This window comes from Kitasatospora sp. NPDC088779 (assembly GCF_040685395.1).
In the GTDB taxonomy this organism is placed as follows: Bacteria; Actinomycetota; Actinomycetes; order Streptomycetales; family Streptomycetaceae; genus Kitasatospora.
This window is the reverse complement of sequence record NZ_JBFBHW010000057.1, coordinates 47,242-53,490: the sequence shown is the minus strand read 5'-3', so window position 1 is coordinate 53,490 and position 6,249 is coordinate 47,242. Positions and strand designations below refer to the sequence as shown.

The 6,249-nt window shown below is 75.9% G+C and carries 6 protein-coding genes; 3 read left to right on the top strand and 3 right to left on the bottom strand.

Annotation, left to right across the window (positions count from 1 at the left end; translation table 11 throughout):
* Positions 1 to 151: 151 nt before the first annotated feature.
* Complete coding sequence (locus tag AB0P03_RS34795) at positions 152 to 445, top strand: hypothetical protein (RefSeq protein WP_063349769.1); 294 nt, start codon at positions 152 to 154, stop codon at positions 443 to 445.
* A 16-nt stretch (positions 446 to 461) separates the two neighbouring features.
* On the opposite strand, the gene AB0P03_RS34790 is transcribed toward AB0P03_RS34795, so the two are convergent.
* Positions 462 to 2,039, bottom strand: coding sequence for a glycerol-3-phosphate dehydrogenase/oxidase (locus AB0P03_RS34790; RefSeq protein WP_363632577.1), 1,578 nt, complete (start codon positions 2,037 to 2,039; stop codon positions 462 to 464).
* Complete coding sequence (locus AB0P03_RS34785) at positions 2,036 to 2,650, bottom strand: TetR/AcrR family transcriptional regulator (RefSeq protein ID WP_363579644.1); 615 nt, start codon at positions 2,648 to 2,650, stop codon at positions 2,036 to 2,038. The genes AB0P03_RS34790 and AB0P03_RS34785 overlap by 4 nt, the downstream gene beginning before the upstream one ends.
* A gap of 74 nt (positions 2,651 to 2,724) precedes the next feature.
* On the opposite strand from AB0P03_RS34785, the gene AB0P03_RS34780 reads away from it, so the two are divergent.
* Both AB0P03_RS34780 and AB0P03_RS34775 read left to right on the top strand, forming a co-directional pair.
* Entirely contained in the window at positions 2,725 to 4,293 is a 1,569-nt protein-coding gene (locus tag AB0P03_RS34780) for an FAD-binding oxidoreductase (protein ID WP_363632582.1), read from the top strand.
* Positions 4,290 to 5,201 (top strand): diacylglycerol kinase, encoded by a 912-nt coding sequence (locus AB0P03_RS34775; RefSeq protein WP_363632576.1) that lies wholly within the window; start codon positions 4,290 to 4,292, stop codon positions 5,199 to 5,201. Before AB0P03_RS34780 ends, AB0P03_RS34775 begins: the two co-directional genes overlap by 4 nt.
* Before the next feature lie 31 nt (positions 5,202 to 5,232).
* Here AB0P03_RS34775 and AB0P03_RS34770 read toward each other — a convergent pair whose 3' ends face one another.
* Entirely contained in the window at positions 5,233 to 6,153 is a 921-nt protein-coding gene (locus AB0P03_RS34770; RefSeq protein ID WP_363579677.1) for a hypothetical protein, read from the bottom strand.
* Positions 6,154 to 6,249: the final 96 nt, after the last annotated feature.

Sequence of the window (6,249 nt, the reverse complement as noted above, 5' to 3'; positions counted from 1 at the left end):
GTCCAAGCACACCTACTCGAACTCCTCGGCATAGACGAAACCCGACCCCGCTGGCTGGAGACCTAAAACCCCATGTGCGAAGTCCGGGCCTAGACTGGCGGTGGATCCCCTGGTCCGCCCCGACCGGCGGCCCCCGCGCGGGAGGTTCCCCATGCGCCAGCGGTACAGCTTCCACTTCGACCAGGCCGGGCACTCGGTCACCGTCAACGTCCGCTCCGGCTGGATCACCGAGACCGAGTTGCTGGTGGACGGCAAGGAGTGCGCCTTCCACCGCGTCCACGGGCACGGCGTCTACCCGCTGACGCTCGCCGCCCAGCTCGCCGAGGAGCCGCCGCTGCCGCTCTCGGTGCGGCTGGACCGCACGGGCGCGGCCGAGCACCCGTACTCCTGCGTCCTGGAGGTCGCGGGAGCCGAGCACCCGATGCCGGAGCGCGCGGCGCGCTGAGCCCTCCGCCCGCCCGCTACAGGCGCTGCGCCACGATCTCCTCGATCGCTTTCCGGGCCCGCTCGGCGTCCTCGGCGACCAGGCCGATCCTGGTCCGGCGGTCGAGCACGTCGGCGGCGTCCAACGCGCCCTCGTGCGTGACGGCGTAGGCGACCTCGGCACGCGTCACGTCCAGGCCTTCCGCGATCGGCGTCAACTCCCCGGCGGCCACCACCTCCTGGGACGATCCGCCGTGGCGGGCGAGCAGCGAGCCGGGCACGGCGCCCGCCGGGAGCGGGCGGCTGTCCCGGTGGGCCGGGGCGCCGACCAGCGGCAGGCGGGCCGTCCAGCAGGCCCGGGCCGGCAGGCCGCGCAGCCGCACGGCGGCGTCCACCGCGTCCTCGGCCATCCGCCGGTAGGTGGTGAGCTTGCCGCCGACCACCGTGACCAGCCCGGACGGCGACTCCAGCACCGCGTGCTCCCGGGAGATGTCGGCGGTGCTGCCGCCCCCGGTGTCGATCAGCGGCCGCAGCCCCGCGTACGCGCCGCGCACGTCCGCCCTGGTCAGCGCGGTGCTCAGGGCGGCGTTGACGGTGTCGAGCAGGAAGGCGAGCTCCCCCTCGGCGGGCTGCGGCTCGTCCGGGATCGGACCGGGCGCGTCCTCGTCGGTCAGCCCGATCGCCACCCGGCCGAGTTGCTGGGGCAGCGCGAAGACGAAGCGGCTGGTCGAACCGGGCACCGGCACGGTGAGCGCCGCGGTCGGGTGGCCGAGCGCGGCGGCGTCCACCAGGAGGTGGGTGCCCCGGCTGGGGCGCAGCCTGATCGACGGGTCCACCTCGCCCGCCCAGACGCCGGTGGCGTTGACCACCGCGCCGGCTTCGACGGTCAGCGACTGCCCGGTGACGGTGTCGGTGAGCCGGGCGCAGCTGCCGGTCACGGACTCCGCCCGCACCCTGGTCAGCACGGTGGCGCCGTACTGCGCCGCGGTTCGCGCCAGCGCCACCACCAGCCGGGCGTCGTCGACGAGTTGGCCGTCGTGCGCGACCAGCGCGCCGGACAGCCCGGCGGTCCGCACGCCCGGCACCAGCTGCCGCGTCCGCGCGGCGCCGATCCGGCGCACCCGGGGCAGCAGCGCGCCCGGCGTCCCGGCGCCGATCCGCAGCGCGTCCCCGGCGTGGAAGCCCACCCGGATCAGCGAGGCCTGCCCGGGGCGCAGCAACCCCGGGAGCAGCGGCACCAGTTGGGGCAGCGCGCGGATCAGGTGCGGGGCGGTGCGGGTCATCAGCACGCCGCGCTCGATCGCGCTCTCCCGGGCCACCCCGATCCGTCCGGAGGCGAGGTAGCGCAGGCCGCCGTGCACCAGCTTGGAGCTCCAGCGGCTGGTGCCGAACGCCAGGTCGCGGGACTCGACCAGCACCGTGCGCAGCCCGCGCGAGGCGGCGTCCAGGGCCACCCCGGCACCGGTGACGCCGCCGCCGATCACCAGCAGGTCGACCCGCGGGCGGTCCCCCAGCGCTTCGAGTTCCGCCTGGCGCCGGCCGGCGTCGAGTCGGCTGGAGCCGGCGAAGGGAGCGGCGGAGTGAGCGGCGGAGGATCCGGCGGGCGTCGAGGTCATGGCGCGAGGTATCCGTTCAGTGCTCTGGTCAGTTCGCGCCGCCAGGCGGCCTCCGACAGCAGGGAGGCGACCATGCGGTGCGACTGGACGGTGGACTGGGCGATCAGCAGGACCATGGCGGCCAGTTCGACCGGCTCCCCGGCCCGGATCGAACCGTGCGCCTGCCCCTGCTCGATGCCGGCCCGCAGCGCCTCCAGCAGGCCGCGCTGGCTGGTGCCGAGCCGCTCGACGACGTACTCCAGCAGCAGGTCGGAGTCGGAGGAGCGCAGCAGCGCGCCGAGCACCGGGTGGTCCCGCAGCCGGACGGCCACCTCGACGACCCCGTCGACGAAGGCCTCCCGGCCGATCGGGGCGCCGTCGCCCCCGAGCGTCAGGGCGACGCCCTCCCGGGTGGCCCGGATCTCCCGGGTGAGCAGGGCGCCGATCACCGCCCGGACGTCCGGCCAGCGCCGGTAGACGGTCGGCCGGCTGACCCCGGCGCGGCGGGCGATCTCCGCCAACTGCGTTCGGCGCACGCCGAGATGGACGATCAGGTCGGCGGCGGCGTCCAGGATCGCGTCGTCGGTGCTGCGCGCGGGACTGCCAGGGGACTCGGCGTTACTACTTGACATGATGTGTGAAACTGTAACGCATGGCACCTGAGACGCAAGCGGGACCGGCCGGCGCCGCGCTGCCGCTCCCCCCGATGAAGTGGGACGCCTGGGGCGACCCGGCCCTCGCCAAGGAGCTGTCCGCGGACATCAAGGGGCTGCTCGCCGCCGCCCTCGGCGTCACCGGCGACGCCGCCCCCGGACCGGCCGCCGACGAGGTCCTCCTGTACCCCTCGCGGATCACCGCCGACGACCTCAAGGCCCTCGCCGCCGCCGTCGGAGAGACCAACGTCAGCGCCGCCGACGCCGACCGGCTCCCCCGCGCCGGCGGCAAGTCCACCCCCGACCTGCTGCGCCGCCGCAGCCGCGCTCCCCAGGACGCGCCCGACGCCGTCGTGCTGCCCGGCGACGAGCAGGAGATCGCCGCCGTCCTCGCGCTCTGCGCCGAACGCCGCATCGCCGTCGTCCCGTTCGGCGGCGGCACCAGCGTCGTCGGCGGCCTCGACCCCGAACGCGGCGGCCTCACCGCCGTCATCTCGCTCGGCCTGCGCCGCCTCGACCGGCTCCACGACCTCGACGAGACCTCCGGTGAGGCCGTCCTCGGCGCCGGCCTCACCGGCCCCGCCGCCGAGGCCCTGCTCGCCGAGCGCGGCTACGAACTCGGCCACTACCCGCAGAGCTTCCGCTACGCCACCCTCGGCGGCTTCGCCGCCACCCGTTCCTCCGGCCAGGACTCGGCCGGCCACGGGCGCTTCGACGAGATGGTCCGCGGCCTGCGCGTCGTCACCCCCGCCGGGGTGCTCGACCTCGGCCGCGCCCCCGCCTCCGCCGCCGGCCCCGACCTGCGCGAACTCTTCCTCGGCTCCGAAGGCACCCTCGGCGTCATCACCGCCGTCCGGCTCCGCGTCCACCCGCTGCCCGCCGTCAAGGCCTACGAGGCCTGGAGCCTGCCCGACTTCGCCACCGGCAGTGCCGCCCTGCGCGCCGTCGAGCAGGCCGGCACCGGCCCCACCGTCATCCGGCTCTCCGACGAGGCCGAGACGATGGTCAACCTCGCCATGACCGAGCAGATCGGCGGCGCCCCCGCCGTCACCGGCTGCCTCGCCGTCACCGTCTTCGAAGGCACCGCCGAACAGGTCGCCACCCGCCACCGGCTCACCCGCGACACCCTGCTCGCCGCCGGCGCCACCTCCCTCGGCGAAGCCCCCGCCCGGGCCTGGGAACACGGCCGCTTCAACGCCCCCTACCTGCGGGACTCCCTGCTCAGCGCCGGCGCCCTCTGCGAAACCCTGGAGACCGCGGCCAGTTGGAGCCGGCTCCCGCGGCTGCGGACCGCCGTCACCGAGGCCCTCACCGCCGCCCTGCCCGGCGCCCTCGTCCTCTGCCACGTCTCGCACGTCTACCCGACCGGCGCCTCGCTCTACTTCACCGTCGTCGCCGCCCTCGGCGAGGACCCGCTCGCCCGGTGGGCCGCCGCCAAGCGCGCCGCCGGCGACGCCATCGTCACCGCCGGCGGCACCATCACCCACCACCACGCCGTCGGCGCCGACCACCGGCCCTGGATGAGCGACGAGATCGGCGAGCTCGGCGTGCGCATCCTGCGCGCCGTCAAGGCCGAACTGGACCCGGCGGGCATCCTCAACCCCGGCAAGCTGATCCCGTGACCGGCGGTCCGCGAGCCATCAGGCGAGTGGCCGTCCTCAGCAACCCGGCGGCGGGCGCCGGCCACGCCGCGCCCGCCGCCCACCGGGCCGTCGCCCGTCTGCACGCCCTCGGCCTCCACGTCGACCGGCACGCCGGCCGCGACCCCGAGGACGCCGTCCGCCTCGCCCGCCGGGCCGTGGCGGACGGCGTCGACGCCGTCGTGGCCGTCGGCGGCGACGGCATGGTCAACCTCGCGCTCCAGGCCGTCGCCGGCACCGCCGTCCCGCTCGGCGTGATACCCGCCGGCACCGGCAACGACCACGCCCGCGCGTACGGCCTCCCGCTCGCCACCCCCGAAGCCGCCGCCGACGTCGTCGCCGCCGGACGCACCAGGACCGTCGACCTCGGCCTGGTCACCGCCGCCGACGGCACCACCCGCTGGTACGGCTCCGTCCTCGCCACCGGCTTCGACTCGCTGGTCAGCGACCGCGCCAACCGCCTGCGCTGGCCCCGCGGCCGGATGCGCTACAACCTGGCCATCCTCGCGGAGTTCGCCAACCTGCGCCCGCTGCCCTTCCGCATCACCCTCGCCGACGGCACCGTCATCGAACGCGACCTCACCCTGGCCGCCGTCGGCAACACCCGCAGCTACGGCGGCGGCATGCTCATCTGCCCCGACGCCCTCCCCGACGACGGGCTCCTCGACCTCACCCTCGTCGCCGCCATGCCCCGTCTGCGCATCGCCCGCTTCTTCCCCACCCTCTTCAAGGGCACCCACACCGCCCACCCCGAAGTCACCACCCACCGCACCGCATCCCTGCGGATCGACTCCCCCGCCATCACCGCCTACGCCGACGGCGAGTTCATCGCGGCCCTCCCCGTCGACGTGAGCGCCGCGCCCGGCGCCCTCCACCTCCTGGTGCCGTGACCCACCCGCCTCCCCGCCGGAGCCACGGGCCTCACCCGGCCAGGCGGCGGCGCCAGAGGAGGGGGCGGATCTCCATCGCGCGGGAGGGGTCGGCGTTCCAACGGGCGGGCAGGCCGGCGTCGGTGAGCGCGGCGGCCACCTCGTGGCCGATGGCGGTGGTGGTCAGCGGGGAGGCGTCGAAGCCGCCGTAGCGGAGGGTGAGGCCGTGGCCGGCGGCGGCGGAGTCGGTGGCCTGGGTGTGGAAGTAGACGTAGCCGCGGGCGTCCGGTGCCCCGGCGGCGGCGATCTCGGCGTCGCCGCAGGAACCGCAGCAGCTGAAGTGCTCCCGGGCGGTGATGCCGGCCTCCTCCAGGGCGGCGAAGGCCCGGGTGAGGCGTTCCGGGTCGGTCTCGCCGATCCAGCCGGTCTGCTCGCCGACGCGCTCCAGCCAGAGCCGGTCGGCCAGTTGCTCGGCCTGGTCGCGGGAGAGCGGGCGGTGGTCGCCGGAGACCAGGTGGTCCTCGGCGAGTTCGGCGAGCTCGGCGCGGGTGGTGTAGCCGCCGGCCAGGGTGAGGCGCAGCCGGTCGTGCAACTGCCGCAGGTCGTCGGCGGGCACGTCGAGCGGCGGGGCGGGCTCCGGCTGCGGGCCCAGGTCGAGCGGCTGCCAGTCCAGGCCGTCGCCCCAGCCCGGCTCGTGCTGCGCCCAGCCCGTCATCGCGGCGATGACCGCCTCGGGACCGTCGGTGCGCACCTCGAAGTGCCGGGCGGCGGAGCCGTCGCGGTGTTCGAGCGTGTACTCGCCGCCTTCGGCGTGCCACACCTGGATGAAGACGTCCGGCAGGTCCGGTATCCGCTGGGCGACCAGGAAGCGGTCGCCCTTCGCGCCGATCCGCCGCACCAACCGCGCCAACTCGGCCGCCTCCACCCGGAGGTGGCGCGTCCCGTCGTTCTCCTGCACCCCGATCGCCAGCATGTGGATCACCCAACCACACGCCACTGACAACGGCGCCGAGCCCCGGGACGCGCCCGCCGTCGGCCCGTTCTCGGCCCGCGGTCGGCCCGCCGTCAG

Excerpts from the sequence above, each read along its gene's own strand:
- AB0P03_RS34795 (WP_063349769.1), top strand. The coding sequence starts at position 152 with ATGCGCCAGCGGTACAGCTTCCACTTCGACCAGGCCGGGCACTCGGTC.
- AB0P03_RS34790 (WP_363632577.1), bottom strand. The coding sequence starts at position 2,039 with ATGACCTCGACGCCCGCCGGATCCTCCGCCGCTCACTCCGCCGCTCCC.
- AB0P03_RS34785 (WP_363579644.1), bottom strand. The coding sequence starts at position 2,650 with ATGTCAAGTAGTAACGCCGAGTCCCCTGGCAGTCCCGCGCGCAGCACC.
- AB0P03_RS34780 (WP_363632582.1), top strand. The coding sequence starts at position 2,725 with ATGAAGTGGGACGCCTGGGGCGACCCGGCCCTCGCCAAGGAGCTGTCC.
- AB0P03_RS34770 (WP_363579677.1), bottom strand. The coding sequence starts at position 6,153 with ATGCTGGCGATCGGGGTGCAGGAGAACGACGGGACGCGCCACCTCCGG.